This is a genomic window from Lysinibacillus sp. S1 (assembly GCF_044986265.1).
Lineage (GTDB): Bacteria > Bacillota > Bacilli > Bacillales_A > Planococcaceae > Lysinibacillus > Lysinibacillus capsici.
Genome location: NZ_CP173154.1, coordinates 660,502 through 686,648, shown reverse-complemented (window position 1 = coordinate 686,648; position 26,147 = coordinate 660,502). Strand labels below are relative to the sequence as shown.

General features: G+C 35.7%; 32 protein-coding genes and 1 other annotated feature. Of the genes, 23 read left to right on the top strand and 9 right to left on the bottom strand.

Annotation, left to right across the window (positions count from 1 at the left end):
• The first annotated feature begins 386 nt into the window (after positions 1 to 386).
• The 4 genes from ACHZEU_RS03600 to ACHZEU_RS03585 all read left to right on the top strand — a co-directional run bounded on the left by ACHZEU_RS03600 (position 387) and on the right by ACHZEU_RS03585 (position 2,781).
• A complete protein-coding gene (locus tag ACHZEU_RS03600) occupies positions 387 to 707 on the top strand; it encodes a PadR family transcriptional regulator (RefSeq protein ID WP_257961143.1) in 321 nt (106 codons plus the stop codon).
• A gap of 56 nt (positions 708 to 763) precedes the next feature.
• On the top strand, positions 764 to 1,105 hold the full coding sequence (locus tag ACHZEU_RS03595) for a DUF1048 domain-containing protein (RefSeq protein ID WP_279494769.1): 342 nt from the start codon (positions 764 to 766) through the stop codon (positions 1,103 to 1,105).
• Positions 1,106 to 1,269: 164 nt separating this feature from the next.
• Complete coding sequence (locus ACHZEU_RS03590) at positions 1,270 to 2,031, top strand: ABC transporter ATP-binding protein (protein WP_279494770.1); 762 nt, start codon at positions 1,270 to 1,272, stop codon at positions 2,029 to 2,031.
• Entirely contained in the window at positions 2,032 to 2,781 is a 750-nt protein-coding gene (locus tag ACHZEU_RS03585) for an ABC transporter permease (protein WP_279494771.1), read from the top strand.
• Between the two features lie 102 nt (positions 2,782 to 2,883).
• Here ACHZEU_RS03585 and ACHZEU_RS03580 read toward each other — a convergent pair whose 3' ends face one another.
• Positions 2,884 to 3,120 carry a ferredoxin family protein gene (locus ACHZEU_RS03580; RefSeq protein ID WP_279494772.1) on the bottom strand — a complete coding sequence of 79 codons (237 nt, stop codon included), beginning with the start codon at positions 3,118 to 3,120 and terminating at the stop codon, positions 2,884 to 2,886.
• 11 nt (positions 3,121 to 3,131) lie between these two features.
• A complete protein-coding gene (locus tag ACHZEU_RS03575; RefSeq protein ID WP_279494773.1) occupies positions 3,132 to 3,641 on the bottom strand; it encodes a YwhD family protein in 510 nt (169 codons plus the stop codon).
• Positions 3,642 to 4,219: 578 nt separating this feature from the next.
• Here ACHZEU_RS03575 and ACHZEU_RS03570 point away from each other — a divergent pair.
• The 4 genes from ACHZEU_RS03570 to ACHZEU_RS03555 all read left to right on the top strand — a co-directional run bounded on the left by ACHZEU_RS03570 (position 4,220) and on the right by ACHZEU_RS03555 (position 7,301).
• Positions 4,220 to 4,570 carry a PadR family transcriptional regulator gene (locus tag ACHZEU_RS03570; RefSeq protein ID WP_016994532.1) on the top strand — a complete coding sequence of 117 codons (351 nt, stop codon included), beginning with the start codon at positions 4,220 to 4,222 and terminating at the stop codon, positions 4,568 to 4,570.
• Positions 4,557 to 5,555: an HAAS signaling domain-containing protein gene (locus ACHZEU_RS03565; RefSeq protein WP_279494774.1), complete on the top strand. Its 999-nt coding sequence runs from the start codon at positions 4,557 to 4,559 to the stop codon at positions 5,553 to 5,555. Before ACHZEU_RS03570 ends, ACHZEU_RS03565 begins: the two co-directional genes overlap by 14 nt.
• A 124-nt stretch (positions 5,556 to 5,679) precedes the next feature.
• Positions 5,680 to 5,817 (top strand): hypothetical protein, encoded by a 138-nt coding sequence (locus tag ACHZEU_RS03560; protein WP_004228528.1) that lies wholly within the window; start codon positions 5,680 to 5,682, stop codon positions 5,815 to 5,817.
• A 129-nt stretch (positions 5,818 to 5,946) separates the two neighbouring features.
• A protein-coding gene (locus ACHZEU_RS03555; protein WP_139111235.1) for an IS3 family transposase occupies positions 5,947 to 7,301 on the top strand; the annotation gives its coding sequence in 2 pieces (ribosomal slippage) (positions 5,947 to 6,400 and positions 6,400 to 7,301; 1,356 coding nt in all).
• Positions 7,302 to 7,425: 124 nt separating this feature from the next.
• Here ACHZEU_RS03555 and ACHZEU_RS03550 read toward each other — a convergent pair.
• The 3 genes from ACHZEU_RS03550 to ACHZEU_RS03540 form a co-directional block, all read right to left on the bottom strand.
• A complete protein-coding gene (locus ACHZEU_RS03550) occupies positions 7,426 to 7,836 on the bottom strand; it encodes a DUF3888 domain-containing protein (protein ID WP_279494775.1) in 411 nt (136 codons plus the stop codon).
• Positions 7,837 to 7,861: 25 nt separating this feature from the next.
• Entirely contained in the window at positions 7,862 to 8,089 is a 228-nt protein-coding gene (locus ACHZEU_RS03545; protein ID WP_279494777.1) for a hypothetical protein, read from the bottom strand.
• Between the two features lie 194 nt (positions 8,090 to 8,283).
• Entirely contained in the window at positions 8,284 to 8,922 is a 639-nt protein-coding gene (locus ACHZEU_RS03540) for a hypothetical protein (RefSeq protein ID WP_279494778.1), read from the bottom strand.
• A 134-nt stretch (positions 8,923 to 9,056) separates the two neighbouring features.
• On the opposite strand from ACHZEU_RS03540, the gene ACHZEU_RS03535 reads away from it, so the two are divergent.
• On the top strand, positions 9,057 to 9,938 hold the full coding sequence (locus ACHZEU_RS03535) for a hypothetical protein (protein ID WP_279494779.1): 882 nt from the start codon (positions 9,057 to 9,059) through the stop codon (positions 9,936 to 9,938).
• Positions 9,939 to 10,334: 396 nt separating this feature from the next.
• Here the strand turns inward: ACHZEU_RS03535 and ACHZEU_RS03530 are convergent, their stop codons facing one another.
• A complete protein-coding gene (locus tag ACHZEU_RS03530; RefSeq protein WP_081456919.1) occupies positions 10,335 to 10,457 on the bottom strand; it encodes a YjcZ family sporulation protein in 123 nt (40 codons plus the stop codon).
• Between the two features lie 238 nt (positions 10,458 to 10,695).
• Here ACHZEU_RS03530 and ACHZEU_RS03525 point away from each other — a divergent pair, with 238 nt between their 5' ends.
• From ACHZEU_RS03525 to ACHZEU_RS03490, 8 genes are all read left to right on the top strand, one after another.
• Entirely contained in the window at positions 10,696 to 11,031 is a 336-nt protein-coding gene (locus ACHZEU_RS03525) for a hypothetical protein (protein WP_279494782.1), read from the top strand.
• Between the two features lie 16 nt (positions 11,032 to 11,047).
• On the top strand, positions 11,048 to 11,461 hold the full coding sequence (locus ACHZEU_RS03520; RefSeq protein ID WP_345803570.1) for a hypothetical protein: 414 nt from the start codon (positions 11,048 to 11,050) through the stop codon (positions 11,459 to 11,461).
• Between the two features lie 205 nt (positions 11,462 to 11,666).
• Positions 11,667 to 12,284: a cysteine peptidase family C39 domain-containing protein gene (locus ACHZEU_RS03515; RefSeq protein WP_066037844.1), complete on the top strand. Its 618-nt coding sequence runs from the start codon at positions 11,667 to 11,669 to the stop codon at positions 12,282 to 12,284.
• Between the two features lie 462 nt (positions 12,285 to 12,746).
• Positions 12,747 to 13,652, top strand: a complete 906-nt coding sequence (locus tag ACHZEU_RS03510) for an NAD(P)/FAD-dependent oxidoreductase (RefSeq protein WP_404804024.1) — start codon at positions 12,747 to 12,749, stop codon at positions 13,650 to 13,652.
• A 201-nt stretch (positions 13,653 to 13,853) separates the two neighbouring features.
• The gene (locus tag ACHZEU_RS03505) at positions 13,854 to 14,351 is read left to right on the top strand and encodes an AAA family ATPase (protein WP_404804023.1); all 498 of its coding nucleotides are present in this window, start codon (positions 13,854 to 13,856) and stop codon (positions 14,349 to 14,351) included.
• 156 nt (positions 14,352 to 14,507) lie between these two features.
• Positions 14,508 to 14,759 (top strand) — a binding site (T-box leader).
• 78 nt (positions 14,760 to 14,837) lie between these two features.
• Positions 14,838 to 16,199 (top strand): amino acid permease, encoded by a 1,362-nt coding sequence (locus ACHZEU_RS03500; RefSeq protein WP_112117983.1) that lies wholly within the window; start codon positions 14,838 to 14,840, stop codon positions 16,197 to 16,199.
• A 188-nt stretch (positions 16,200 to 16,387) separates the two neighbouring features.
• On the top strand, positions 16,388 to 16,858 hold the full coding sequence (locus tag ACHZEU_RS03495; RefSeq protein ID WP_103117995.1) for a peptide-methionine (S)-S-oxide reductase: 471 nt from the start codon (positions 16,388 to 16,390) through the stop codon (positions 16,856 to 16,858).
• Positions 16,859 to 17,373: 515 nt separating this feature from the next.
• Complete coding sequence (locus ACHZEU_RS03490; RefSeq protein WP_328025229.1) at positions 17,374 to 18,216, top strand: DUF5700 domain-containing putative Zn-dependent protease; 843 nt, start codon at positions 17,374 to 17,376, stop codon at positions 18,214 to 18,216.
• 193 nt (positions 18,217 to 18,409) lie between these two features.
• Here ACHZEU_RS03490 and ACHZEU_RS03485 read toward each other — a convergent pair whose 3' ends face one another.
• Positions 18,410 to 18,841 carry a hypothetical protein gene (locus tag ACHZEU_RS03485; protein WP_404804022.1) on the bottom strand — a complete coding sequence of 144 codons (432 nt, stop codon included), beginning with the start codon at positions 18,839 to 18,841 and terminating at the stop codon, positions 18,410 to 18,412.
• A gap of 236 nt (positions 18,842 to 19,077) precedes the next feature.
• On the opposite strand from ACHZEU_RS03485, the gene ACHZEU_RS03480 reads away from it, so the two are divergent.
• The 3 genes from ACHZEU_RS03480 (at position 19,078) to ACHZEU_RS03470 (ending at position 20,315) form a co-directional block, all read left to right on the top strand.
• Positions 19,078 to 19,368 (top strand): RNA polymerase alpha subunit C-terminal domain-containing protein, encoded by a 291-nt coding sequence (locus ACHZEU_RS03480; RefSeq protein WP_326141667.1) that lies wholly within the window; start codon positions 19,078 to 19,080, stop codon positions 19,366 to 19,368.
• An 18-nt stretch (positions 19,369 to 19,386) separates the two neighbouring features.
• Positions 19,387 to 19,947: a DUF4256 domain-containing protein gene (locus ACHZEU_RS03475; protein ID WP_048393777.1), complete on the top strand. Its 561-nt coding sequence runs from the start codon at positions 19,387 to 19,389 to the stop codon at positions 19,945 to 19,947.
• Between the two features lie 134 nt (positions 19,948 to 20,081).
• Positions 20,082 to 20,315 (top strand): DUF3953 domain-containing protein, encoded by a 234-nt coding sequence (locus tag ACHZEU_RS03470; RefSeq protein ID WP_279494788.1) that lies wholly within the window; start codon positions 20,082 to 20,084, stop codon positions 20,313 to 20,315.
• Between the two features lie 15 nt (positions 20,316 to 20,330).
• Here ACHZEU_RS03470 and ACHZEU_RS03465 read toward each other — a convergent pair whose 3' ends face one another.
• Positions 20,331 to 20,465 (bottom strand): hypothetical protein, encoded by a 135-nt coding sequence (locus tag ACHZEU_RS03465; RefSeq protein WP_277620335.1) that lies wholly within the window; start codon positions 20,463 to 20,465, stop codon positions 20,331 to 20,333.
• A 265-nt stretch (positions 20,466 to 20,730) separates the two neighbouring features.
• On the opposite strand from ACHZEU_RS03465, the gene ACHZEU_RS03460 reads away from it, so the two are divergent.
• Positions 20,731 to 20,931: a hypothetical protein gene (locus tag ACHZEU_RS03460; protein ID WP_054549372.1), complete on the top strand. Its 201-nt coding sequence runs from the start codon at positions 20,731 to 20,733 to the stop codon at positions 20,929 to 20,931.
• Between the two features lie 172 nt (positions 20,932 to 21,103).
• Here the strand turns inward: ACHZEU_RS03460 and ACHZEU_RS03455 are convergent, their stop codons facing one another.
• Positions 21,104 to 21,361 carry a hypothetical protein gene (locus ACHZEU_RS03455; protein ID WP_244205647.1) on the bottom strand — a complete coding sequence of 86 codons (258 nt, stop codon included), beginning with the start codon at positions 21,359 to 21,361 and terminating at the stop codon, positions 21,104 to 21,106.
• Positions 21,362 to 22,016: 655 nt separating this feature from the next.
• Here ACHZEU_RS03455 and ACHZEU_RS03450 point away from each other — a divergent pair.
• Together ACHZEU_RS03450 and ACHZEU_RS03445 are read left to right on the top strand one after the other, a co-directional pair.
• Positions 22,017 to 24,125 (top strand): Ig domain-containing protein, encoded by a 2,109-nt coding sequence (locus tag ACHZEU_RS03450; protein ID WP_279494790.1) that lies wholly within the window; start codon positions 22,017 to 22,019, stop codon positions 24,123 to 24,125.
• Between the two features lie 668 nt (positions 24,126 to 24,793).
• Entirely contained in the window at positions 24,794 to 25,423 is a 630-nt protein-coding gene (locus ACHZEU_RS03445) for a hypothetical protein (protein ID WP_066037853.1), read from the top strand.
• The last annotated feature ends 724 nt before the right edge of the window (positions 25,424 to 26,147 follow it).

Here is a 26,147-nt window from a genome sequence, read left to right as displayed (position 1 = left end):
TCTCATCTTTCACATCATCTTTGCCTATTACATGGTAGGTGGGAGGTAAATAGTTAAGAAGGTTAAGACAGTTAAATTCCTTATATCTACACTCACATGGGATAAGATATTGAACGTAAATAAATGGCTCACCTGATATGGATAAGTACAGTCGCTTCATAAGAATGTGAAAACTTAATGAAAGAACATGGAGTTGCGTAGGCAGCTCTTTTTTCTTTATTGAATAGTGGCATCAAAAATTTATAAGAAAAGTAATTGACACCCGAACTACTCGGTGTTACTATGTAGTTGTAATAAGTATTACTTAATAGCTTCTCAAAAGCAAAAAAATTTTACCTAAGTACTAAGTTATACAGAATAGTGAAGCAAATAGAGGTGTTCTGCATATGGAAAATTTAACGGAGATGCTGAAGGGGTCCCTGGAAGGCTGCGTACTGGAAATCATTAGCCGTCATGAAACCTACGGATACGAAATTACCCGACGCCTGAATGAGTTAGGGTTCACTGAAGTCGTGGAAGGGACGGTCTACACCATCCTCGTGCGTTTAGAGAAAAAAAAACTGGTGAATATTCAAAAGAAACCATCAGATATGGGACCGCCCCGCAAGTTTTACTCACTTAATGAGGCTGGACGTGCTGAACTAAAATTATTTTGGGAAAAATGGGATTTTATCTCGTCAAAAATCAATGCTCTAAAGTCTTTTTAGTTTCATATGATAATGCGTCTGATCTTTAGCTTGATAATACAAAGGAGGAAAATAACGTGATCGAATTGTTCAAAAAAATGATGGGTGATAAAAAAGAGTACAAGATGATGATGGCACGGGTCGAACAACTGCCCGAGGATTATCAATTTGTGTTTAAAAAAATTCAAAACTACATGTGGAATTTCACAGCAGGCAATGGGATGGATATGCTGCACATGCAATATGAATTGATCGAGTTGTTCGAGGCTGGTGCAGCGGAAGGCAGACAAGTGCTGGAAATCACTGGCGAAGATGTAGCGTCTTTTGCTGATGAGCTAGTGGCAAACGCAAAAACCTATATCGCCAAGTATCGTGAAGATTTAAACCAAAGCATTTTGAATCGATTAGGAAAAAAATAAATGGGTCAGTAATACCGACTGAATAGCTATTTGTTCATTGTTGCCTTCGCTATTCAGTTTTAATTTTTAAACGGTACTAAGTTATACAGATTATCAGTCAGACTAAGTAGTTAAGGAAGGGCAATCTACTCTGCAAAGAGATTTTTAAAAAGGGAGGAAAAAGGATGAGCAAAGATGCGATTTCTGTAAAAGGGTTAAAAAAATCTTTTAAAGAAAAGGAAGTTTTAAAGGGAGTGGATTTTGAGGTGCGACGTGGCGAAATTTTCGCATTGTTAGGCTCAAATGGAGCAGGGAAGACGACGATAATCAATATTCTCTCCACATTGATGAAGTCTGATGGTGGCAAAGTAGCGATTTGCGGTTTTGATGTCCAGCACCAACCAGATCATGTTCGTCAGAGCATCAGCCTAACAGGGCAGTTCGCCACTTTAGACGGTATGCTCACAGGGCGGGAAAACCTGATCATGATTGCCAAGTTGCGAGGAGTTTCCAATCCCGCTCAAACCGCAGACAATCTACTCGCAAGATTCAGCCTGACAGATGCGGGCAATCGTCGGGCCGACAATTTTTCTGGCGGGATGCGGCGCCGACTTGACATTGCCATGAGCATGATTGGGACGCCAGCAGTTATTTTTCTAGACGAACCAACTACAGGGCTTGATCCTGAAGCACGAATGGAAGTCTGGGAAACAGTCAAGGAGCTTGCTGATGGTGGCACGACCATCTTGCTAACGACCCAGTACCTGGAGGAAGCCGAACAACTGGCGGATCGTATTGCCATCCTACATGAAGGAAAAATTATAACGACTGGCACCCTTCTAGAACTTAAAGAGATGTTCCCACCAGCGAAAGTAGAGTATATTGAGAAGCAGCCAACACTTGAGGACATTTTCCTCGCCATCATTGGCAAAAAGGAGGAGATTTAAATGAAGAGTAAAACATGGGTATTGCTAGGGCGTTTAATGCGTAACATTATGCGCAGTCCAGATACAATAATCACGGTGGCGATTACGCCAATTATGATGATGCTACTATTTGTCTACGTATTTGGTGGCGCAATAGAGACAGGCACAGACAACTACGTCAATTATTTATTGCCAGGAATCTTATTGATGGCAATTGCATCGGGCTGCGCTTACACTTCCGCACGACTGTTTACAGATATAAAGAGTGGGCTGATGGCACGTTTTATCACCATGCCCATCAAGCGCTCGTCTGTATTGTGGGCTCACGTGTTGGCCTCGCTTATTTCCAACGCGCTTACTGTTGTAGTCGTTATCCTTGTTGCGTTCTTGATGGGTTTCCGTTCTAGTACGGATCTCTTGGATTGGTTCGCGGTAGCTGGCATACTAGGGCTGTTTACGCTAGCATTGACATGGTTGGCAGTCATTCCTGGATTGGCAGCAGGGTCTATGGAGGGGGCAACAGCCTACTCGTACCCGCTGATTTTCCTACCTTTTATCAGTTCGGCCTTTGTTCCCACGGAAACCATGCCTAAAATTATCCGTGCGTTTGCTGAGAACCAGCCCGTTACCTCAATCGTCAATGCAATTCGTGCCCTCTTATATGAAGGCTCTGTTAGTAATGATATCTGGCTCGCTCTTATGTGGTGCATCGGCATCATGGTCATCGCTTATTTTTTCGCCATTAAACAATTTAAACGCCAGTTAGTCTAAATTCATCATTATCAAATAAGCCATACGAACAAGTCGATTTCTTATTGTATAGGAAATCGACTTGTTCTCGCTTCTATTCAATTTATATGGATAAAGACAATGTTAATTTCGAAAATGATTTCGTGCTAGCAGGGTTGCTGACTGATATTCATAAGGCAAATCATCCTCAAAATAAATCGCTTCTACTGGACATACTAATTCACAAGCTCCACAATCAATGCAAAGATCTGGATCAATTACATATTGGGTATCTGTCCTAACAATGCAATTTACTGGACATACATCCAAACAGACAGCCGCTTTTTCATCCCTGCATAATTCTGTAATTACAAATGCCATTATAAATCCTCCTATACAGACAACTGGTGTTTTAATTCTTCGGGTGAGTGTTTCCAATACGCTTCATTAAATTCAGATAAAAACTGATAAAGTAGCTTTTTTGAATGACTATCCATATGCTGCAAGAGAAATTTCCCTTTCAGTGCCTTATCTAAAAAATTTACCTGCTCTGGCAAAGATTTATAGCCAAGCTTAATACGACGTTCTTCTTTTGATACCCGTACTTCACTTGCGGTACATCCCGCATAATAGGGGCCATTTTGATTAACCTGAATCGCTACCCAAACTATCCAATAACGATAATAATCGCTGCTAGCATGAGCTAGATCAGGTGAAAAACGAACTTTTTTTTCAATTTTACTTCGTCCGTGTAGGGCTTCTAAATCTATAAACACGTGCTCTTTTTCACAATCTATAATAATTGACGTTACATTATTTAGATCAAGGGTACCTACTCCGTAACCTCCATCTCCGTCAGTTGAATCGTTACTTAAAATTGTAAAATGCATTTTCTCTTTCATAGAAGTCACCTCGACACATTTGTATTTCCTGATTAATAAATAGTTAATCAGTCTGAACATACAGTTTTGCTCATAGCAAAAAATCACATAAAAAAACATCACTGTACGCTACGTTGTACAAGATGTTCTACCTGTTGGTAATTTTTCAAGTACAAAACTAACAAACACATTACGTATAGTTTTTATAAATTAAGATACTTGAACGTTTTAGTAGTAATTTTTTTCTATACGTAATGGTTGTCTAGGATTTTTCCTAATACTTTTATGGTTAAAAAGTATAAATACAATATACCGTCTAACATCAATGATTGTCTTCAGACTAATGTCTGAAATGTTATGTATTGGAAATTAGTGATTGGACCTTTAATTAACGGAACGTGGTTGCTATCAATTTTGCCCTTCCTTTTTAATTGGTAGAAAGCAAGTATCTGTAAAAGAGACAAAGACTCCTGTGTTGAAAAACAGCTTTTTTTCTATAAAGGAAATTAATTGCTTGTTGTTGTAACAATAATAGTGTACGATACATAGTATAAGTTATACAGTGTATATCATATAGTAAGTGAAATAGAGGTGAGTGCATGAGTACGTTACTGAATTCATTAATGACAGAACTTAGGAGAGGAACACTGACATTAGCCGTTTTAAGTCAATTACGAACACCGCAGTATGGATATTCACTTGTTCAATTATTGGAAGATTCGGGCATTAACATCGATCAAAGTACATTATATCCATTGCTTCGGCGTTTAGAAAAACAAGAGTTAGTGACAAGTAGCTGGGAAACCTCTGAGAGTAGACCCCGCAAGTATTATGTATTAAGTGAATATGGATTAGACGTCTTTTTGCAATTGAAACGAGAATGGATTAATAATTCAAAAGAACTTTATGAGCTACTAAAAGGAGATGAGGATAAAGATGAATCTGACTGAAATTTATATTCAAGAAGTCACGCGGAGGCTGCCTGAAAAAAATCGTGAGGATATTGCACTTGAGTTACGATCAACCATTGGGGATATGCTGCCTGATGATTACAATGAGCATGATGTAAAGGAAGTACTTGAAAAATTAGGGAATCCAGCGGCGTTAGCGAGCGGTTATCGTGATCAACCAATGCATTTAATTGGCCCTCGCTATTTCGATGTATACCTCTCGTTACTAAAAATGATTATTCCAATTGCTGCTGTCATTGCGGTCATCTCAATGATTGCTGAATATTTTATTAGTTTTGGTGGGGAAGAGGCGGTTATGAATGCTTTTCTCAATATGATGGGTGAAGGAATATGGAGAATCATCGAAGTAGGCATACATGTCTTTTTCTGGCTAACGGTCGTATTTGTCATTTTGGAACGAACTGATAAAGGAAAAGAACAGCATCCATTATCAGCAAGTCTTAAAAAATGGACTCCTGAGGATTTGAAAACTGTCATTTATATTCCGAAGAAAAAAGCAATTACCAAGCTTGAAGTATTTGGCTATTTAATGTGGACGGCCATTTGGGCAACTCTATATTTTTATGCAAATCATCTTTTAGGTATATATGAAGGTGGCGGAGAGGGTCTCAAGTTCGTAATGCCAGCTTTAAATCAGGATGTTTTACTTCGTTATTGGCCTATTGTAATTGTTGTCATTGCTCTCGAAATTGGGTTAGCTCTCTACAAACTACTAAAAGGGCAATGGACGAAAAAAGTGGCAATCTTTAATACAGTTGTGGAGCTTTTCGCAACCGTTGTATTCATTGTGATAGTAAGTAATCCGAATTTAATGAACCAAGAAAGTATCACGTACATGAGTAAATTATTTACCACATCTACTAAGCAATTTGAAATATGGCTAATTGCCGGCATAATTATTATATTTGTTGTATCTGCGGCAATCAGTATATTCGACGGCTTCCGCAAGGCACGAATTCGTTAATTCATCGTTGTTTATCAACCATGGATACTTTACTTAAAGATGGCCACCGTATAGTGCCATCTTTTTCTTTTGAAATCTATGTAAGATGAAGTGAAATTACATAAATAGACAGTGGGGGAGTAAAATGGATTTACTAATTGGAATAGCGATTGTACTAATTGTGTTTTTCTCTTCAAGCATAATAGAGAGAAAGTTAAAATCGATTGAAAGGCAAAACAATCGCATAATAGAAATACTAGAAGAAATAAGAGATAGAAAATAAATAGATCATCTACTAACAGCGAAGTTTAGTGTAACGATGAAATACCCCATCAAAGTAAGACACAAAATCTAGCTTTGAACTGCTCCCCAAATGTTAGACACATCTAACATTTGGAGGAGCAGTTTTTATATGGCTAAATTTACATCGGAAGAAAAACTACAAGCAGCCTTACGTTACATAAAAGGCAATGAAAGTTCACATGAAATTGCTAAATCTATCGGAACAGATCACAAAGCAATTCTTAATTGGGCGAAACAATATGAGTATAATGGCGTAGAAGCGTTTATAAAGCGATATACAAATTATTCGGCACAGTTTAAACTAGACGTACTAAACTTTATGATTGAAAATGGTACGTCCTTACTTGAAACAGCAGCTATCTTTAAGATAGCTACGCCTTCTACACTTCGTAGTTGGAAAAAGCAATTTAAAACAAAAGGATTCGATGCCCTTCAATCAAGGAAAAAGGGGCATCCATCCATGAAAAAAGAAACGAACAAACAACCAAAACAAGCACCAGTAGAAGGGACACCTGAAGCACTTCAAGCAGAAATCAATCGTCTACGTATGGAAAATGAGTACTTAAAAAAGTTGAACGCCTTAGTTCAAGCCAAGGAAAAATCACCAAAGAAGACAAAGTAAAGGTCATCTATGAATTAAGGCATAAATACTCGGTGAAGGCGCTTGCGAAATTCGCAGGCATTCCACGTAGCACGTACTATGATTTAGTGAAGAAGATGGATCGTCCAGATCCAGATGCCGAGTTAAAGGCCGAAATTCGAGCAATTTATAACGAACACGAAGGTCGTTATGGTTATCGTCGTATTCGTGATGAGCTAGCAAATCGTGGGAAAAAAGTGAATCATAAAAAGGTTCAACGTATCATGAAAGAATTAGGTTTAAAGTGCTTAGTGCGTATGAAGAAATACAAATCTTATAAAGGGACAATCGGTAAGATTGCGCCTAATAGATTGGATCGTAACTTCATAGCAGAAGCACCGAATGAAAAATGGGTTACAGATATTACGGAGTTTAAGCTGTTTGGTGAAAAGCTCTATTTATCACCTATTTTAGACTTATTTAACGGCGAAATTATTACGTACACAATTGGTCATAGACCAACATATTCGCTTGTATCAGAAATGTTGGAGAAGGCACTAGAGAGGTTGCCAGAGGAACATCAATTATTGATGCATTCAGATCAAGGTTGGCATTACCAAATGAAACAATATCGCCACGCCCTTGAATCAAGAGGCATTGTGCAAAGTATGTCACGTAAGGGAAACTGTTATGACAACTCTGTCATGGAGAATTTCTTCGGCATCATGAAGTCAGAATTCCTCTACTTAAAGGAATTTGATAGTGTCGAGCATTTTAAAAAGGAACTTGAAAAGTATATAACGTATTACAACACGAGACGTTTAAAGGCAAAATTAAAACTGAGTCCGGTAGAATACCGAACTCAGTTTACCCAAGCTGCCTAAACGAAATAACCGTGTCTAACTTATAGGGGTCACTTCACTTTGACGGGGTGTTTTTATCTGTCAAAGAAGAAAAATCGCACGACATTAAATAAAGGGACAAGTCTATGATTTTAATGGGAAGGTATTATTCTGGCGGATATTTATACGTCTTTAGATGTGTGTGATGAATCAATTTAACATCTGGTCCTGAAGAAATTTCATAGGTCATTCGATCCTTTCCAATAGGAATCCATTGTCCGCCATCCGTAGGTTCAATTTCAAATGTAATTTGCATGTTAAAGCCTCGGAAATGATTTCTTTTTGTTTCAATTACTTCAATTTTCCAGGGAGTAATATGAGGGGAAACATCCTCTCTAACCTTTGAATAATAATTGGTCAAATCTTCTTCAATATAAGGAGTAAGCAATAGCATGAGCATATCCTGCAATCTCAGCTCGTTAGAATCCTGTGTTGGTTCAGCTGTTGAAGCGGGTATTGTTTGAAATGAAGTAACTAGTACAAGGGAGAATATAAAAACGAGTAATATCTTTTTCATTTTCTTCCAAACACCTCTTTGTGGTCTAATGCATTGTATTGTTACCTTTATGGAGTGAAGTATGTATGATCGAAGTAAAGGTGTTCGAGTATAGGCTATACAAACAATAGAAGATATTTTCTGACATGACGATTGGCAAAAAATAAGCTGCAATACTGTTCAACATAATAAATGCTGGGAACCAATCATTTTGACGGAGCTTAGCTATATTTTGACCACCATTCGATAAAAAATTTAAAATAACCACTAACATAAATCTACGTCCCCTCATAACTAATTAATTTTATATTGGATGGCGATGGCAAAAAAATAGAAGGGGCACGGATGGAAGTGCCCCTTAGTAACAAATCGGGAGGTGCCATGTTAAACGAATTCGCTTAACACTACTTCTATTTATATGATAAGATTACTTGGTTTTATGGACCATCATCTTGAATATGCTAAAATTTACACGTCGTAGCGAAGAATGGCTCTTATCCAGTCCTTTACTAATAGTTCCCATTGGAGCTGTGAACTGTCTAAGGGGAGAGAGAGACTTTGCAGCTCTTTAGGGAGCAAGTGTATTTTATGACGTATCATTTCATTGTCAGGTGATTCTGTATCGATAAATAAAAGATAGCGTCCGATTAAATCTTCCTTATACATAGATGGATAATCAAGGGCTTTTAATACACGTGTAGAAAATTCCACACCATTTAGCTTTACTTCAAAATGTCCTCGCACATTAAATTCACAGTGAATATGTGTACCAGGTAATCGATATAGCGCTTGTAGGAAAGCAGCTAATGTTCTTTCACTAATGAAATAGGTTTTCCAATAGTATTGACTCTCTTCATGTTTATTTGAATTAGCATCATATGTATCATACCTTATTTCGATTGTTGTTTCTGCTTCGGTAGATTTTTTCCTAGTGAGGTAGTGCCGAGCAATTTTTTTAATGGTGTGATGATCTAAGTCACATCCATAGCTGAGAATAGTTACTTGTCTACGTTGTGCTTTGGCGAATAACCGCATTTCTAAATTTGCATCACTATTTAAATCCCAGCCATAGCGTGGGTTGTAATGAATACATGTACTTTTGTTCATTGCGACCTCCTTTTTCCCATGTCTACTAACATTATAAATAATTTTGTCTAATTTTCCTTATTTTTCTTTTAAAAATGAAACTTTTGGATTTTAAGTTTCGTATAAACTGGAAAATACTCTTTTAGAAGGTAATTATGGCTAAATGGAGAGGCACAATCCTTCTTTGTACATTGCTATTAACAGCCTGTACAGCAGAAACTGTTCAACCTAAGGAACAAATACTGGAAGGGAAAAACGATGAAAATATTGTGGTCACAAAGGATGGCAAAATAACCTTTGAAATTAAGAATGAGATTGGTGTTCCACAAGATAAAGTAGAGGCTATAAAGGATGAAATTGTGACAGCATACGACCACATAAAGAATTCTATACATACTTCCTACACGCCATCTGAGCATATCAACGTATGGTTTATGGAAGACGGTCTATCCTGGGGGTTTGCATCGAAAATCGAACTAGTTGGCGTTAAAGAAGATACCTATCCACTTGTCCATGAAATGACCCATTCTTTACTTGGCTATGGCAACAATTTTGGATCAGACCATGGCTATTTTACACAAGAGGGTTTTGCAAGTTATATGGAGGAACAATACGGAAAAAATAAATTATACTTTGAAAAATACATGAAGCATTATTTGGATTCAGATAAGTTAATTCCTATTAGTAAGTTAATTGATCCAAATCAAGATGATGTCTATTTTCGCCCAGCACTTTCAAGTGAAGAACAGAATCGAGTCATGATGGAGATGAGCTACACACATGCGGCATCATTTGTTACATATTTAATTGATACCTACGGACTCGAAAAGTTTGAACATATATATAACGAGAAAGAACTAGCGCAAAAATTAGAGGAAGTTTACGGAAAGAGTAGTAGTGAGTTAGAAAAGGAATGGTTAGCATTTATTCAACAACAACAAGGGTTTACTCATGAGGAAAAATTTAAATCAGGAAATTTTTATGATATGAATACAATTCTTCTTCAAATAGATCCAAAATATTTTGCCAAGGAATAATATTTTTCTAAAAGTAAACCCAAGTGCTCTTTATTCAGAGCTCGTGGGTTTACTTGTGTATGAATTCGGATGAAACTGTCTATGTAATAAATGAACGCCCAGTAAAACGCACAGACCACCAATGCTTCTTAATAATATATTTTTGAGAAATACTGTATCGTCAACCGTAATCACAATCAACATAGGGCCAACCATAATCAATGCGATGCCTAGTAATGCTTTAATTACTCTCAACATGTAGAATTCACCTCAAATTTACCATTTCAGATTTGATTATCGCACGATTATCTGAAAAGGAAAAGGGTCACTAGGCTGGTAAAGTGACCCTTATAAAAAAGCTAGTATGACCTTACAAACTTTAGGAGTCTGTAAAAGGTTAGGTGCTAATTGGGATGATTAGTACATGAAAGAAGCGCCAACAATAATTAAAAGAATGAATAGAACGACGATTAATACGAATGTTGAACCGTAATAGCCGCCACCGCCAGAGTCGCCGCCATAATAGCAGCTGTTGTTCATGTTACCTACGTTTCCATTGTATCCCACTGAAAATCCCTCCTTTCTACAACCTATAATATGTGTGCTGGCAGAAAGGAGAAATGGTATTTACCCTATGGTTCTAAAAAATGCTGAAAACATTCTTGTAAATTACTTTTATAGAAGAAGGTTTTTCATTTACTTAATTTTGATTTTTTTACATAATTAGAGAGTGGTGTTTTAGGTTTCAAGTAAAGTTAGAAAAGAAAGTGGGCGTTACATGCTACGGGAAAAGCTAAAGCAAAAAATCATAAGTGAACCAACTGAATGTATGGCTTATTTAACAGAATTAGTGAAGTCAAATCGAATTTATAATGGGGAAGTATTGGCAATCATTATAGATGTTATAAAAAATGGACCTTATCAATTAACCAACACGCAGTGGGATGCCTTGTTAGATAAGGGTTTACTACCTGATTTTTATGTAGAATGTGATAGCTGTGAAGATACCATTCCCTGGTCAGAAATGTACCATGCGATCTTCATAGCGAGAGATCATTATTGTCCCTTTTGTAGATATTTAGCAAATAAAGAGAATACAAGATTATTAGACTAGGATGGTAGAGGCAATAATGAAATGGTTCATGATAATTGCCGAATGGCTATTGTTTTTATATGTGTTAATTTGTCTATTGAGCTTTAACATAATTCACCTTGGAAACCTTCTCTATGTGGATATGCCGCACGAAGAATCGATGACTGTGACAGCATCCTTTGCGCAGACATCACTGTTTATTATAGGTATAGGTGTTGTTTGTTTTTTGTATATGAAATATTTATGGGGCAGTAATGCTTATAAAAAGTCAAAGGCAGTGATCTGGGGAAGTCTATTTGCCTGCCATGCATTGACAAGCGGTTTTTATTTGCTCATGCGATATGGGCTTATATGGAATCAACATGAAGCAATGGAGCTTTTATTATCGACGATCATTAGTTTCGTCCTTACAATCCAGGCTGTGATGAAATATGTAGCAAGTAAATATTGAAAGAGTGAGATGCTAGGAAACTGGTATAGTAAAGCAACGTTTGACTTATTCAACAAACGGGCATTTAATTAAGTAAAACATAAACCAAAATTGGATAATTATGTTGAAATGAAGAAGAAATAAAATATACTAAAAAACGGAGCGGATAGTGAAAAAAGGACTTAGAATATCGATTTAATTAGACACAAAGATATGGGGGTCGTGTATGTTTATAGTTAGTCAAGTTATTTTATGGATTATTATATCAACTATTATTAATGCATATTTAATGACATTACCCATACCTGTTTTACAGAGAAGAGATTTTCCAGCTAACTATCTTATTCAACAAAACAATCGAATAGATTTTCAAAAGAATAACGAATGTGCAGCATTTTCAACAGCATATCTATTACGTCATTTTGGCATGGAAGATGATGGTGAAGGGTTATATACGCATTTTCCTAGTAAAACTAGGGTTGGTACTGTATATCCAAAGGGAATCCGAACGGTGTTAAGAAAAAAGGGTTTTAAAACAAAATATCATAAAGGAAATGTAAGTACATTAAAGTATGAAGTTAGTAAAGGAACTCCCGTGATTGTTTTTATTAAAACACAAAAGGATCGTAACTATCTGCATTTTGTCCCAGTAGTAGGCTATGACAAGGAATATATTTACCTTTCAGAATCAATAAAGAAACTGGTGAATTGTGATGATGTACACAATCGCTATAATCGAAAAGTTCCAATTAATGAATTTAAGAAACTATGGAATGTAAAGAGAATTCATATGCTTCTTTATAGCAATACTTACATAGCCGTAGACGCCACACAGTCTAGTTAATTGTTTTATCATTTAAAATGTTTACAATAACAAGAAACAGGAGTTGAACGTTATTTAACAATCGGGCGAGATTTTGCAATAAGAAAAAACACTCAAATTATCAAATAATATAAACTAACAACGCAATATTTTTTATGTGAACTAACTGGTGGAGACATTCAATATCAAGACTTAGATGAAGAAATTGCTTGGTAGGATAGCAATGAAATTTCAAAATTTATTCATGCATACCCGAAAGACTCAGAAGCTATTGAACAACTATTATCAAATTTATCTTAAAAAAATCTTCCACAATTGTGCGCATTTCTTTAAAAAGGAATGCGTCTTTTTTAATACGAAATAAACAAAAACTGCGCGTTATTTTTTAGTGTGTAAAGAATGGAAATCCATGATGTAGGAAATAATGTAGTTCTCGAATGCAAATTACAATTCAAAAGAAAGCAAATCAATACGGAGGTAAAAATGACTGTTCTTGATTGTATCATAATAGGCGGAGGTCCTTCTGGGTTAAGTGCTGGCTTAACTTTAGGAAGAGCTAGGAGAAATATTGCATTAATGGATGATGGGACAAATAGGAATAGAGTGACACAGGCGTCACATGGATTTATTACGCGTGATGGGATAAAACCACAAGCATTTAAAGAAATAGCTTTAAAAGAGTTGGTGAATTACCCGTCCGTCTCCTATCTTAATGCGACWGTTACTGAAATTATAAAGGATATAGGTAATGAGCGATTTACTGTCAAAACATCTACGAGTCAGGAATTTGTTTCAGAAAAAATCATCCTCGCCACCGGTGTTCAAGAAATATTTACTATAACAAGTATAAGAAAATTTTATGGAAAAAGTCTATTTAGTTGTCCGTATTGTGATGGCTGGGAGCAAAAGGATAAGCCATTAGTGGTGATGGCAGAAAAAGAAGAGCATGTATTGCATTTGACTAAGTTGATTTATAATTGGTCACAGGATTTGGTTGTCTTAACGAATGGAGCTCACTTATCAAAAGAAGGTAAAATGGAGTTACAAAAACACAATATCAAAATAATATCAGAAAAGATAAAAGACCTCATAGGCAATGATGGGTACTTACAAAAAATAGAGTTTGAATCAGGAGCAACCATTATAAGGTCGGGTGGATTTGTGGCCCCCTCTTATTATCGCCCCAATCAGTTTGCTGAGAAGCTTGGCTGTGATATTGACGAAGATGGAAAAGTCATAACAGATGGTGTTGGTAGAACAACTCAAAAAAATGTATATATTGCAGGGGAAACCGAAAGATCTAAACCTTCCACTTTAATGATTTCAGCTGCCAAAGGTAATAAAGCTGCTGTTTCAGTAAATACTGATTTAACGATGGAACGCTTTTGATGACGCCAAAACACTTGGAATAGGATCTTAGCAATAACATATCAGCTAATGTATTCTCAAATATTGTGTTAGAGTTACTATAAGAAATGACGAAGAACGGATTTTGCTTGTAGAATCCGTTTTTGTTGTTCCAAAAATTTAAGTTTTACAAGGGTAGGGTAACAACTAAAACCAATAAAAAAAGCTCGGGGGAAGAAAAACATGAAACAAGTGGGGACTCTATACTTTTTCTGTGGAAAAATGGGAGCAGGAAAATCAACAAAATCAAAACAATTGGCTAAAGAAAAAAATGCGGTACTTTTATCTGAGGATGAATGGCTTTCCTCTCTTTATCCCAATCAGATCACATCATTTGAGKACTATCTAAAATTATCAGCACAGCTCAAGCCGATGTTGAAAAAGCATGTCCAAAACATTTTAAGTGTTGGTACGCATGTAGTAATGGATTTTCCAGGTAACACTCAAAAACAGCGAAAGTGGTTTTTGGATATAGCGTCAGACGTCAATGCAAACCATCAACTAATCTACCTTAATTTAAATAACCAGCAATGCTTGCGTCAAATTGCGCAAAGGCGTAACGAACAACCCGAAAGAGCAGCTTTTGACACGGAAGCGACGTTTATTGAAGTTACTAAATTTTTTGAAGCACCAGAAGCTTCTGAGGGTTTAAATATATGGGAGTTTAGTGGGAAAGAATAACACAGAGTTATAGCACCAAGAAAAATTAGCTGGACTAAACCGCCTATAGAATTGTCATATGTAATTTATGCGGTTTATGAAGAATTTTTAAAAATTATATTGACAAACTATTTTTTTTCTGTAAAATGAAAAACAATTCAAAAATATTTGTATAGAACAAAGGCTATGAAAAGAAGTAGTATCAATTATTTTTACGAACAGAAAGTTACCGGTCGATGAGAGGTACATGTAAAACGATTGAGAATTCATCTTGGAGCTGTGTACCGAAAGGATTTTTCTAAGTAGGCTACGCCGGTAAGCACCCGTAATCATGTGCGAGAGTATCGTCAAATGACCGTACTTCTTAAGGTAAGTAATGTGAATTGCTTATAAATTAAAGGTGGTAACACGAGTTGAATCGTCCTTTTGGTTAATCCAAAAGGGCGTTTTTTTTATTCCTTTTTTGAGCAAGTATTTGAAAATTTAAACGTATGAGGAGTAAGCATTATGAAAGATAATCATCAAGATTCACAACTAAAGCGGGAATTAAGTACGCGTCACATGCAATTAATTGCACTAGGCGGGTCCATTGGGGTCGGTTTATTTTATGGCTCTAGTTCAACCATTCAAATGGCGGGACCATCTATTTTACTAGCTTATTTAATTGGCGGGTTAGTTATTTTCACCATTATGCGTGCATTAGGCGAAATGGCAGTAGCAGAACCTGTATCAGGCTCATTCAGTATGTACGCGAATAAATATTTAGGGCGCTTTGCTGGTTTTTTATCTGGTTGGACATATTGGTTCATGTGGATTGTCGTGGGCATGGCAGAACTAACAGTAGTCGGTGTATATATTAACTACTGGTTTCCAGATATTCCACAATGGGTAACTGCTCTTGTCGTCCTTGTTATGATGACGCTTGTAAACTTAGCAAATGTAAAAGCATATGGAGAATTCGAATTCTGGTTTGCGATGATTAAAGTTGTGGCAATTATCGGGATGATCGTTCTAGGATTAGCCATTATTTTCTTCGGTGTCGGCAATCACGGTGAAGCAATTGGCTTTGATAATTTATGGGCACATGGTGGCTTCATGCCAAATGGTTTCCATGGTATTTTAATGTCACTCGTATTAGTTATGTTCTCATTCGGTGGGGTTGAATTAGTGGGTATTTCTGCAGGAGAAGCAAAAAATCCTAGCAAGTCCATTCCATCAGCGATTAACAACATCGTTTGGCGTATTTTAATTTTCTATATTGGGGCGCTAGGCGTTATGATGGTTATTTATCCTTGGAACGAAGTTGGCTCAGAAGGTAGCCCGTTCGTTCAAATTTTCGATTACGTTGGTATCCCTGCTGCGGCTCACATTATTAACTTTGTCGTCATTACAGCTGCAATGTCTGCCTTTAATAGTGGCTTATATGGTTCAGGACGTATGCTACACAACTTATCGGTACAAAAAAATGGTCCAGAATATTTTAAAACAGTAAGCAAAAACGGTAGTCCGAGTCGAGGGATATTATTTTCGTCAGCTGTGTTATTAATCGCGGTTGTCTTAAACTATGTAGTACCTGAAAAAGTGTTCATCTATATTTCTGCAGTTGCGACGGTTGCAGTCATTACAAGCTGGATGATTATTTTATTAGCACAGTTGAAATTTAGGAAGTCAAAAACGAAAGAGGAAGTAGCCAAACTGAAATTCAAAATTCCGCTTTACCCACTTTCTACGTATATTGCTATTGTATTTTTATTAATGGTGATTGTGTTAATGGCGTTTATTCCAGATATGCGTGTTGCCCTATATGTGGCACCAGTTTGGTTTTTCATCTTATTTATTGGCTACAAAGTAATACATGTTAAAAAGTAGTTACATCTTTTATACTGATACTTCTACTGCGCAAATTGTTAAAAAATCATTTTGGTATACTCGATTCGTTACGTTTATCTAAGGTTTAATAATTTTTAGCCATTAGTAAAGAATGTGATGAGTGCCTTCCTTTATGAATAGGTTCATAATAAAATTGATCTGTATTTAGACAAAAAAGGAGGGGCATGATGGAAGTAGTATATTTGGCTGGTGGATGTTTATGGGGCGTACAAGCTTTTATAAAAACGCTACCAGGAGTTACGTTTACAGAAGCAGGAAGAGCGAATGGAACAAGTCGTACGCTTGAGGGCGATTATGATGGATACGCTGAATGTGTAAAAACAGGGTTTGATCCAACAGTTGTAACCATTCGGGATTTAATGGGCTATTTATTCGAAATCATTGATCCTTACAGTTTGAATAAACAAGGACAGGATGTTGGCGAGAAATATAGAACGGGCGTATATAGTGAAAATCCTGAGCATTTAAAAGAGGCGAAGGCATTTCTTAGAGAGCAAAATGATTACGAGCTTATAATGGTTGAAATATTGCCCCTTACAAACTATGTCAGAAGTGCAGAGGAACATCAAGATAGATTAACCAGATGTCCAAATGATTATTGTCATATTCCCGCAGAAATTTTAAATAAATATAAATAACGGAATTTACGAGACCTTTCTATGTTATTAGTGCGTCATTTGGATTATCAGGTTATGTATTTGCTAAAATGCAGAAAATTAGAAGGAAATGATAAGTGCGTAAGAAGGGCTAGTGCGGTGTAGCTAAACCCGTTCTATGTAGGCTTGTTCCAAACGGAATTATTCAAGTAAAATAAGAGAGACAGCTATTTGTAAACATTATACCTAAAAATGGTAGTTAGAATAAGGAAGATAGTGTATTGGTATATAGTATTGAACAATGTATTATCAAATCAATACATCACTATTATTTTTTAAAGATAAAGCCTGTATCTTCAATTACCAAGTAATTATGGATACAGGCTTTTTTTGTGGCCTTTTAATAAAGATTGATAATAATTAAGTTCGATTAGTTATAATAAATTTTTGATGAAAAAACTGTATGAAATAAGCAGGAACTAAAAATTATTTGGAGAAATTTAAAAGTATAGTTCAAATTAATGAAGAGGATTGTTATATAATGGAGGACGGTAATTATGAACATTTATAATACAGTTCCATATTTTTTATTAAACTACAAGCCTTCGGAGCGGTTCTTAAAACACTACCATGAAAAGTTCTCCCAACACTTCAAGGAATATTTTGTGTATCATTGTAAAAATGCAGATGAGAAGATTAAAAACGCAATTCAAAAATATCCTTCCAAAATGAGTGAGATAAAGGAATCGAGTGGAAAAATCGAAAGTCTAATTCAACAAGTTGTGTTAACTTACAGACAAAAATATAATGTCGAGTTCACTAAAGATGTACATATTATTGTTGGAGCATATGGGTCAAATGCATTTACACATCGTCAAATTATTCCTGAAGTGACTTTTTGTTTAGAAAAGCTCTCTTCTAATGATAAGCATTTAAAAGTAATTATTGCTCATGAATTTGGTCATACGCTTCATAATATTTTATCAGATCAGGAGGGTATGGATTGGTCTAAAGTTCAGTGGTTTCATCCCTTTACAGCGCTGTTTCAGGAAGGTTGTGCAACGTATTTTTCAGAACAAGTTGCTGATGCTGATAAATCGGTCTATTTTTTATACGATGATACTGGAGAAGAATGGTTAAGATTTGCAGAAGATAACAAAAAAGATATTATCACTAGTTTTTTGGGAGATATGAACAAACGTACACAACCTGAAATTATCCATGAATGGTTTTCAATTAATGGAGGTTCCAACTTTGGTTTCACACGTTTAGGGTATTTTATTGGATACAATGTGATTCAAATCTTAATTGAAAAGTATCAAGAGAAAGAGGCTGTTACACTTTGGAAAGAATCTACCTTCAATAAAGAAATAGAGAATGTGCTTTTAGAACTTACTTAAAATGATTTAATTAGAGTTAAGTTATTTGACATTCGGGCCCGATTGTCGAGTAACAGAGGATGAAAATGAACAAGCTTTTTATAAAAAACAAACTTAAAACTGCTAAAGAAGAGTCCATTTTGAACAATCTCTTTCAAAATGGATTCTTCTTATTTATCTTAAAACAAGTATTTACGAGAGGTGTTGCTCGAACTTATTTCAACTTGCTTCTCTGAGTAGGAAATAATATATCTTTATCTCTCATCGCATTTGTAAACATGACATTACGATACACAACCGGATTCTCTTTAATCCTTCCACTAGCTTTAAGCCAAAGAAATAAAGAACTTACCCTATCTATGATGGCATTGACAGTAGAAACTTTAAGGTCATCTTCAACATATTCGTAATCTAACCTCTCCTCATTTCCATGAAATCTATATGGGTTCTTGAGCCACAATTTGAAGTTAGTAAGAACATCAGGTTTACCGTCTAAATCCAAAATATCCAACCCCTTTTTCTTCAAATACACAATGAAATACCATAAGTTGTAGTAGTATGTTCTTATCGTATTAGGGAATACTTCTCGTTCAGCTCTTTCTTGTATCATATCAAGATATTCTTTTACCAATGATTTAAAATCCAAGGATGCNACCCCTTTGCNNGATNTATTNNNNATAAAAAAATTTGAGGTTAGGTTGTTCAATTAACAGGTTTTTTGATGAATAATTGAATTTGGCTAAAGTTAACTATAGAAGTTGCTATATCAGTAAATGTAGCAGCAACTTCATTAGATCGTGAATTGCAGAAAAATTAAAGTTTCCATTTTCAATCCCTTTGATGAAATATGGTAAAATGGACAAAAGTAAAGGCTTTGGAGGGATGAGGTTGGCAGAAAAAAGGTTAAAAGTTTGTGAAAAAGGACATCCATTTTACAAAAGCACAAATTGTCCAAGCTGCCCTACCTGTGATCAGGAAAATAAACCTAGCAGTGGCTTCCTTTCCAAATTGAGTTCACCTGCAAGAAATGCATTCGTACACGCAGGTATTGATACGTTGGAAAAACTATCTATGTATACGGAAAAGGATATCTTAAAATTACATGGTGTTGGACCAGCCTCCTTACCGATTATGAGATCATCATTGAAAGAAGAAGGCTTGTCATTTAAATAAGTGAGGGGGAAGACAACAATGTCAACGAAAGAATTGTCACAAGAGCAAACCGAGGAACTAATCAATACTTTGCAAGTTCGCTTCGAGAAAAATACATCTCGTCATGAAGGGCTTGATTGGGCAAATGTCCAAGCTAGGCTAGAGGCTAATAGGGAGAAACTATGGTCGCTCCACGAAATGGAGGCAACAGGCGGTGAACCAGATGTAGTAGGCTATGATGCAAACACGGACGAGTTCATTTTTTATGATTGTTCTGCGGAAAGTCCTAAAGGTCGCAGAAGTTTATGTTATGACCGTGAAGCATGGGAATCTAGAAAAAATCACAAGCCTGAAAATACGGCTATGGATGTTGCCAAGGAAATGGGCATTGAGCTGTTAACAGAGGAGCAATATCGCCAACTACAGGAGCTTGGCAAGTTCGATTTAAAAACATCAAGCTGGGTACAAACACCTGACAACATTCGCAAACTAGGCGGTGCCATCTTCTGCGACCGTCGCTATGACATGGTCTTTATGTACCACAATGGGGCAGAATCCTACTACGCAGCAAGAGGCTTCCGTGGATCGTTAAGAGTTTAAGAAATAAAGGCATATGTCCGATCAGCGGATGAGCATCTGCCTTTTTCTATGGAAATATAGTTATGCCAATGTCTTTCTAGTTAGCTATATCCTTTATTTAGTGTATGATAAACTAAAAGGGGAGGTGGAGAATTATGTTAAATTGTTTAAAAATTATTTTTTCCATCACAGGCATATCTCTCGCAGTTTACGGACTAATCACACGTGATTTCCAATTGAATTACCTCATGATATTGTTCTTAGGCTTTTTCATGTTCACTTTAGGTATTCAAGAATTTCAAAAACAGCGAACAGTTTATGGTTGGTTCCTAATGGGGGTATCTGTATTTTCAATCTATGTGTCCGTTCAGAGCTTTGTCTTGATATAAAGGAAGCAGCCACTGTTAATTTTCGTAATACCATACATCGATCAATTCCTTCCAGACATTTTCATAAATCACTTCCAAAGTATATAATGGCCCTTCATCTGGATGGGATTCAGTTAAAATTTGCATGGCATTTTTTTCTGTCGATGTCATGTTCAAATGTTCGTCTTTACCTCACGATTTGCCCCTTGTCCCATCATTATTATTTTTAGGATTTCATCAGGAAATGCAAATGTTTTTTCCTCCGTTTTAACTGTTTCATTACACCCTACAAGCAATAACAAAATGAATAATAAGAATATTTTCTTCATTATGTTCCTAGATATTTTATAGATTTGATGGGTCAGACCCGCTCATCGCTCATACCAGATATTTATATGTTATAATTTACATAAATTACATAAAATGAGGTGAAATGATGGAGAATGAAAAATTAGTTTGCAAGGCTTGTGGGCAGGATACCTTTACGATTGGACAGGTGGGTGGTACTACAAGCCAAGGCAATATACGACCTATTGGCGCAATTATGGCGGTAGGGTCACCACTCCAAATGACTTTTTGTAAAAACTGCGGGGAAGTTGCTTCATTTAAAGTGGTAAAACCACAGAATTTTAAATAATCGTTGAAAGGGTCACTGATAGGAAAGTGATCCTTTTTATATAGTGGACGTTTAAAAGGGGATAAGGATTTAAAAGCATACATATGTTCGACTTTGGTTAATTGAATACCGTGATATGAAACCTGTCTTACAAGACAAAACACCCTCTAATAGGTTAAAGGGTGTTTAAAAACTAGATAGAATTTCGATAAGCTCTCAAAGTTGAATGTAAGTTTGAATTCGAACTTGAGATTGATTTTTTATAGTTATACATACCTAATGGGCTTAAATGATTAGAACTAGATCCTAATAACCCTTGCTTTACTGCGCTTTTTAACGTTTCAATTTGTTTGCTAGATAGTTTAGAAGTTTTACTTTCTTCAAGAATTTTATTTACATTATTTATTTTTTCTTGATTCTCTTTTGATGTAGCTTTAACTTCCTTGCTCATTTGTCGTGTCAACCCATAATACTTAGACGAGGACTTTCGTGACATTAAATATTGCATAGTAGAGAAATTGGTCGTCATCATGATAAATTATCACCTTCCTAATCACATTTTTAGTTCCATAGTTGTTATCGTACTGAACTTGAAAAGATTTAGTATATTTACTTTTTTTAGTAATTGATTTTCGGGTTTAATCAGACCAGATGATGGCACCAGTAAGCTTTGAAAAACGTGGAGAAATACTATCAAGAACACAGTATTAAGTCAGTTGGATATAAACTATCATAACTACCACTGCCGAAGAAGCATATATTGTATATGAAAAATTTGCAATATCAATATATATTGAACGGATGGTTTGAATTACAGAAGGAAAAAAAGTAATAGGTAAAGAATATTTATTGTGGAAGACCCTATTAAAACTAGATGAGTTTGTTGATAGGAGGGATACAATTTAACAAGTAATTTGTGATGTAAAATAGGGCTCTAAGTAAAGTGAGAAGTCGCTGTACAAGCAAAGAATAATTCTAAGCTGTTAATAATTAAACAATTAACAGTACTATTAACGTTTGTTAATAGAAACGACATTAAATGGCTATAAAAATTAAAAAGTGAAGATGAAAGATACTTATTCCAAACTAAACTAAGGAGTGTTATTTTGAAAAATATTATTATTAGCATAGTATTTTTATTAAGCTTTGTCGTTTCATTTCTTTCAATAAATACAGTCACCTTTGCTGCAGTTGATTTCCCTGATATTGAGAATTCCTATGCAAAAAATGCTGTCAACGAGTTAGTTGAAAAAGGCATTATAAATGGTTATCCAGATGGTGAATTTAGACCAACATCAGCAATTACAAGACAAGATTTTGCTATAATTTTAGCGAAAGCACTGAATTTGAATCTAACTAACTCTCCAAGTACTCCAACATTTACAGATATTCCAACAACTCATTATGCTTATCCAGCTATCGAAGCAGCAGTTAAAGCCGGATTAATAAATGGGATAGGTGATGGGAAGTTCGGCGTTGGCTCAGGTTTAACACGTCAAGAAATGGCCACTCTATTTGCTAGAGCATTAGGTGGTGAAACTAATGGCCTTGGCGAACAACTTACTTTTGCTGACCAGCATAAAATTTCTGCTTGGGCAAGGGATGCGGTAGGTTTTGCAGTAGCATCAAACCTAATGACAGGCGATACATTAAATCGTTTCAATCCACAAGGAATTGCTGAAAGACAACAAGTTGCCCTTGTTGCTTCTCGATTTTTAAAGCAGATTGATAAAGTAACACCAGAACCAAAACCAGAACCAAAACCAGAACCAAAACCAGAACCAAAGCCAGATCCAAAACTAGAACCAAAACCAGTACCAAAGCCAGAACCAAAACCAGAACCAAACTCAGACTCAGACTCAGTTCCATCACCAACACCAATTGTAATTCCTGTAGTCGGGATTACATTGAATGAGGTGATAGAAAATCTTAAAATTGGTGAAACAAAGACATTAACAGTAAATGTTGTACCCGCAAATGCGACAAATAAACTTGTGAGATGGACTTCCTCAGATCTGAACGTTGCAACTGTTAACGGGCAGGGGAAAGTAATAGCGACTGGTATAGGGACTGTGACCATAACATCAACAACGGTAGATGGACTAAAAACGGCTTCAGTTACTTTCACAGTGACCCATAGCAATGGTGCAGCGATTACTGGCGTAGGAACGTCATCATCTGTTTTACAACTGGGAGAAACTACTAGTAGAACAGCAGAAACAACCGAATCAGGCACAATAACGTGGTCATCAAGCAATACAGGTGTTGCAACAGTTCATTCTAGTACAGGTGAAATTACTGCTCACACACCAGGCAACACAACCATTTCGTATACAAGTAGTAATGGTAAAATGAATTCTGTGAGTCTCACTGTATATGATGAGGCAACAGCAAAAAGCCCAACATATTCGCAAGTACTGCAAATGGATGAAGTAATAACAGCTTCAGTAGGAGCAGGTTTATCTGCAACAGCAACAAACAAAAGTTTTGTAGCTGAACCAACAAGTGTAGCGATAGTGAATGCTACAACTGGCCAAGTAACAGCTATAAGTGCAGGTAGCTCAGTTATTACGTATGTAGGAATGGATGCTAATGGCGTAGTAATTGAAAAAGGTACGACAACTGTGACAGTTCATCCACAAGCAGCAGTAGCAGCAATACCCATGGTGCCAGCACCTTATTCAGTTATTGGCTGGGGCTCAGCAGCAACTAATTTTACGCCTCCAGGAGTCGGACAATCCATCATCTGGACTGTAACAAATGGTACAGGAGCTGCAACAATTCAGCAAAGTACAGGGGCTATAAGAGGTGCTACAGCTGGTGATGTAACGGTAAACTATAAAATAGTAGATAATAACACTAGAGTAGTAGCTTACAAGTCAGCACCCGTAACGGTGACAATTCCAGATACACCAAGAGTTAATATTTCACCACCATATGTTGATGGTGGGACATTTGGTGAACCTTATTCCATGTCAACTAATGTGAATTTGACGGTTGCCATAACAGGGGAAAACAATTCAAATGTCACTTTCAGTAATCCGAGAAGTAATGATGACAATATTGCCACTGCAACGATTACGGGTCCAAATCCTTCTGGACATGTTTTTTTAAATGTGCAGAAGATTGGTACAGGAGAAGCTCAGATAACATTTGATTACACAGATATTAACAATAATACTGGGTCGATGACATGGATTTTTAATTTCCAATAGAACTAATTTTACAAGCTAAAGGATGCGTCTATGGACGTGTCCTTTTATAGTGTCGTTCAAAAGAGGCATTGACTAATCATTCCCTCTTTTTTCAGCATAAAGTCGGCAATAAAATCATCACAGCTTGGCGAGCAGCCATTCATATATAGTGAACCTCCAAGTAAATTAAGCGAATCAAAACAAAGCCAATATGATACAAAGCATGTCGCGTGTTAGTCGATGTATTGATACGAACCGATTGAAGCATTTTGGTGCAAAAGCATGACTTATGTAAATATTATAAGCATACCGTTAGCAGAAACGTTTGAACGGCTTGAGTCCTGTCTACTTAGAGTTGTTCATTTTGACAATTATGTGAATGGTTTTACCTAACTAACTTTAAAATGTTTTCAAGGGTTTTTGAAGAAAATTCACAGTAAATATTACTTTAGATGTACAAGTAATAACTTGTACGCCAATAATAAGGAAGGATAAGTGACGTGATTTGGCGTGATTTGTTTTTTATTTATAAATTACGCCAAAATATACATAATAAACGCCAAAAAAATGGCGTTGATTGAGTGTTGATTTAGAAAAGTTAAGAATGTTAGGATAAAATTACCTCGAGGGATATTTACTATAGTAATTCAACAACTATTACTAAATAGATTACAATAGGAGTTTATTTCATGAGAAAATTTAAATTAATGACTATTTTAATGATCACAATGACGTTACTTTTTTCAGGGGTCTCTAGTTCGTATGCAATTAGTACTGTTGAAAGTATGAATCAAGAACAAAAATTAGAAAATGATTTAGCAGAAGCACTTGAATTGATTTTTGACAAAGCAGTTTTAAAAAATAATAAAGAAGTTATTGTAGGTTATGATAGAGAAATAATAGAGACAGAATTAAAAGGTAATTCTATGAAAGAGGCGATCATTGAGGGATTAGAAGTAGAAAACCTACTAATTTCTTCTGAAGACGTTAATATAATTTCTGAACCACAAATTACACTATTTGCAGTAGCTTGTGAATGGCATGGTAAAAGAGAAACAATGGAATTTAGAGCAGCAGAAAATGAATGTATTAAAGAAGGTTTATCGAGTTATTTTGGTATTGCTACATCATTAACGATTATTGTTGATGCAATTAGAGCATCTAATTTCAAACAAGCTGCAAAATTAATTTTAAAAGAGTTTCCTAAAAAAGTTGCAGGTGCAACACTTCCAGGTTTAGTAATAAATCTTAGTGTTATCTCAGTAAGCTGTTCTACTAAGATGAACAAACTATTCCCAGGAAGTTCTAATTGTGAATAAGGAAAAATAAAATATGAAATTAATCAGGAACTTTCTAATTTATTTTATAGTCGGTGCGATAATTATAAACATTTCTAAGTTTATTTATAATAAAGAGGACTACTATTTTGATAGTAAAGAGACGATAATGTACGGTATTATCACTATGGTTGTATTTCTCATAATGGATTATGTAAGAAATATAAGTAAGTCCAGAAGTAAATAATTTTGTGATAAACCCAGGTATTCAATAATTTTGAGCCTGGGCTTTTTCCTTTTGTATTATTGGTATATTTAGTAATTAAATATTACTTTATATGAATACATACTAGAAGCGATGAAACATAATGAAAGCTTTGATTGTTCTAATTGTGCAATCACGAAGTCACATTCCCCCCAAAAACCCAAGAAATCAGGCGAAAAGCATGTCTTTGTACATTCACACAAAACCTCTTTGCGAATACATATGAAAGAGGGTAAAAGCATGAACGCTTATGATGAATGTATGCGTTCATGCTTTTTCTATGTCTTGATATATCAACGTTTATAGGGGTTTTTTGAGGTTGGTTTTTTAGAAAAAGTCACGGAAAGTAAACATTTATTCTTAAGTTCTTTTTGAATAAAGTTTAGGTCTAAAAAAAATTTAGAGCAACATTAAAAATAAAGTATAATATATGTAATAAATGGGTTTTACTAATTAATTTAAACACTTTAAGAAGCGAGTGAGATAGAATATGATACTTGT

Coding starts and splice junctions, on each gene's coding strand:
- ACHZEU_RS03600 (WP_257961143.1), top strand. CDS start 387: ATGGAAAATTTAACGGAGATGCTGAAGGGGTCCCTGGAAGGCTGCGTA.
- ACHZEU_RS03590 (WP_279494770.1), top strand. CDS start 1,270: ATGAGCAAAGATGCGATTTCTGTAAAAGGGTTAAAAAAATCTTTTAAA.
- ACHZEU_RS03585 (WP_279494771.1), top strand. CDS start 2,032: ATGAAGAGTAAAACATGGGTATTGCTAGGGCGTTTAATGCGTAACATT.
- ACHZEU_RS03580 (WP_279494772.1), bottom strand. CDS start 3,120: ATGGCATTTGTAATTACAGAATTATGCAGGGATGAAAAAGCGGCTGTC.
- ACHZEU_RS03575 (WP_279494773.1), bottom strand. CDS start 3,641: ATGAAAGAGAAAATGCATTTTACAATTTTAAGTAACGATTCAACTGAC.
- ACHZEU_RS03570 (WP_016994532.1), top strand. CDS start 4,220: ATGAGTACGTTACTGAATTCATTAATGACAGAACTTAGGAGAGGAACA.
- ACHZEU_RS03565 (WP_279494774.1), top strand. CDS start 4,557: ATGAATCTGACTGAAATTTATATTCAAGAAGTCACGCGGAGGCTGCCT.
- ACHZEU_RS03560 (WP_004228528.1), top strand. CDS start 5,680: ATGGATTTACTAATTGGAATAGCGATTGTACTAATTGTGTTTTTCTCT.
- ACHZEU_RS03550 (WP_279494775.1), bottom strand. CDS start 7,836: ATGAAAAAGATATTACTCGTTTTTATATTCTCCCTTGTACTAGTTACT.
- ACHZEU_RS03545 (WP_279494777.1), bottom strand. CDS start 8,089: ATGTTAGTGGTTATTTTAAATTTTTTATCGAATGGTGGTCAAAATATA.
- ACHZEU_RS03540 (WP_279494778.1), bottom strand. CDS start 8,922: ATGAACAAAAGTACATGTATTCATTACAACCCACGCTATGGCTGGGAT.
- ACHZEU_RS03535 (WP_279494779.1), top strand. CDS start 9,057: ATGGCTAAATGGAGAGGCACAATCCTTCTTTGTACATTGCTATTAACA.
- ACHZEU_RS03530 (WP_081456919.1), bottom strand. CDS start 10,457: ATGAACAACAGCTGCTATTATGGCGGCGACTCTGGCGGTGGCGGCTAT.
- ACHZEU_RS03525 (WP_279494782.1), top strand. CDS start 10,696: ATGCTACGGGAAAAGCTAAAGCAAAAAATCATAAGTGAACCAACTGAA.
- ACHZEU_RS03520 (WP_345803570.1), top strand. CDS start 11,048: ATGAAATGGTTCATGATAATTGCCGAATGGCTATTGTTTTTATATGTG.
- ACHZEU_RS03515 (WP_066037844.1), top strand. CDS start 11,667: ATGTTTATAGTTAGTCAAGTTATTTTATGGATTATTATATCAACTATT.
- ACHZEU_RS03500 (WP_112117983.1), top strand. CDS start 14,838: ATGAAAGATAATCATCAAGATTCACAACTAAAGCGGGAATTAAGTACG.
- ACHZEU_RS03495 (WP_103117995.1), top strand. CDS start 16,388: ATGGAAGTAGTATATTTGGCTGGTGGATGTTTATGGGGCGTACAAGCT.
- ACHZEU_RS03490 (WP_328025229.1), top strand. CDS start 17,374: ATGAACATTTATAATACAGTTCCATATTTTTTATTAAACTACAAGCCT.
- ACHZEU_RS03480 (WP_326141667.1), top strand. CDS start 19,078: ATGAGGTTGGCAGAAAAAAGGTTAAAAGTTTGTGAAAAAGGACATCCA.
- ACHZEU_RS03475 (WP_048393777.1), top strand. CDS start 19,387: ATGTCAACGAAAGAATTGTCACAAGAGCAAACCGAGGAACTAATCAAT.
- ACHZEU_RS03470 (WP_279494788.1), top strand. CDS start 20,082: ATGTTAAATTGTTTAAAAATTATTTTTTCCATCACAGGCATATCTCTC.
- ACHZEU_RS03465 (WP_277620335.1), bottom strand. CDS start 20,465: ATGACATCGACAGAAAAAAATGCCATGCAAATTTTAACTGAATCCCAT.
- ACHZEU_RS03460 (WP_054549372.1), top strand. CDS start 20,731: ATGGAGAATGAAAAATTAGTTTGCAAGGCTTGTGGGCAGGATACCTTT.
- ACHZEU_RS03455 (WP_244205647.1), bottom strand. CDS start 21,361: ATGAGCAAGGAAGTTAAAGCTACATCAAAAGAGAATCAAGAAAAAATA.
- ACHZEU_RS03445 (WP_066037853.1), top strand. CDS start 24,794: ATGAGAAAATTTAAATTAATGACTATTTTAATGATCACAATGACGTTA.